Below are 1,529 nucleotides of genomic sequence, written 5' to 3'. Positions count from 1 at the left end.
AATAATATCAAAAATTGGAAGTATTATATCAGATTTTTTTACACTTTGTAAAACTTCTTTTTCGTAATCTTTTTTACTAAAATTATTTTTCAAATTTTGTCCATAATTTTTTATTTTATAACATCTTTGACAAAGTAAATTATCCTGCGTAATAAACTTTTCCTCTGGAACATACCCTTCCTTATTTTTATCCTCAAACTGCAGTTCAATTCCACAGCCATTACATTTTTTTATAATCAAAATTCCCTCCTATTTTTCATTTTTTTTATTTTTCAAAATTATAAATTATTTTCTCTTAAATATTCTTCTACATCAAGTCCCGCAATAGCACCACTTCCAGCTGCAATTATTGCCTGCTGATATTTGCTGTCTTGGACATCTCCTGCTGCAAAGATTCCAGGAGTACTTGTTTTAGAGGATTTTCCTTTTGTTATAATGTAGCCTCTATCGTCAATTTCGATTTTTCCTTCAAGAAATTTTGTATTTGGAGTTCTTCCAATCGCTACAAAAATTCCATCTGTTGCTAAAGTTTCAATTTTGCCTGTTTTGTTATTTAAAAGCTCTATTCCTGTAACTTTTTCATCAGCTAGCACTTTTTTTGGAGTATAATCTAATTTCCACTCAATTTTTTCATTATCTTTTGCTCTTTGTTGCATAATTGCAGAGGCACGTAACACATCTCTTCTGTTAATGATGGTAACTTTGTTTACAAATTTTGTTAAAAATATAGCTTCTTCCATTGCAGTATCTCCACCGCCAATTACAACAACATCTTTTCCACGGTAGAAAAATCCGTCACAAGTCGCACATGCACTAACACCTTTTCCTATATTTTCTTTTTCATTTTCAATTCCAAGGTATTTTGCACTTGCCCCTGTTGATAAAATTACTGTTTTTGCTTCTATTATATTTCCGTTATCTAAATGCAATTTAAATGTTTTCTTACCATTATTTTCTACATTTTCAATATCTTTTACAACTGCTTGCAGAAATTCAGTTCCAAAATTTTTTGATTGAGCCTTTATATCCTCTATTAGCTGTGGGCCTGAAATTCCTTGTGGAAATCCAGGAAAATTTTCAACTTCTGTTGTAGTTGTCAATTGTCCACCTGGTTCCATTCCATTTATTATTATATTTGTTAATCCAGCACGGCTTAGATAAATTGCGGCTGTCAGTCCTGCTGGTCCTGATCCTATAATTACTGAATCATACATATTTTTCACCATTCCTTTTTTACGATTTTTCGTTTTATAAATTATAACTTAGTTAAATTTATTTTTTAATATTAAAGCCTAGCAAAATTGAAAAATAACCGCTAGACTTTTTTATAAATAAATATTTCTTTAACAACCTATTTTACCTGATTTACAATTATAATACTTGATTTACTTCTTCATAAAGCGCTTCTTTTGAATGTAATCCAACTAATTTTTTAACAGGTTTCCCATTTTTGAATAAAATTAATGTAGGAATGCTTTGGATTCCAAAACTTTGTGCTAATTCTAGTTGTTCATCCAAATTTTTCTCCG

The 1,529-nt window shown here is 29.8% G+C and carries 2 protein-coding genes and 1 pseudogene; all 3 read right to left on the bottom strand.

Annotated elements, in window-relative coordinates; genetic code table 11:
• Window positions 1-240: pseudogene (locus Q0370_RS03695) on the bottom strand (ribosome biogenesis GTPase YqeH); the annotation flags it as partial.
• 38 nt (window positions 241-278) lie between these two features.
• The gene (trxB, locus tag Q0370_RS03690) at window positions 279-1,214 is read right to left on the bottom strand and encodes a thioredoxin-disulfide reductase (RefSeq protein WP_299572277.1); all 936 of its coding nucleotides are present in this window, start codon (window positions 1,212-1,214) and stop codon (window positions 279-281) included.
• A 157-nt stretch (window positions 1,215-1,371) separates the two neighbouring features.
• The gene (locus Q0370_RS03685; RefSeq protein WP_299572279.1) at window positions 1,372-1,518 is read right to left on the bottom strand and encodes a thioredoxin domain-containing protein; all 147 of its coding nucleotides are present in this window, start codon (window positions 1,516-1,518) and stop codon (window positions 1,372-1,374) included.
• Between the last annotated feature and the right edge of the window lie 11 nt (window positions 1,519-1,529).

The organism is uncultured Leptotrichia sp., from assembly GCF_938036635.1.
Lineage (GTDB): Bacteria > Fusobacteriota > Fusobacteriia > Fusobacteriales > Leptotrichiaceae > Leptotrichia > Leptotrichia hongkongensis.
Note: the sequence above shows the minus strand (reverse complement) of the source record. Positions and strands in the feature narration are given on the sequence as shown.

What these genes read in the sequence shown, in the direction of transcription:
- trxB (WP_299572277.1), bottom strand. Translation starts at nt 1,214, where the DNA reads ATGTATGATTCAGTAATTATAGGATCAGGACCAGCAGGACTGACAGCC.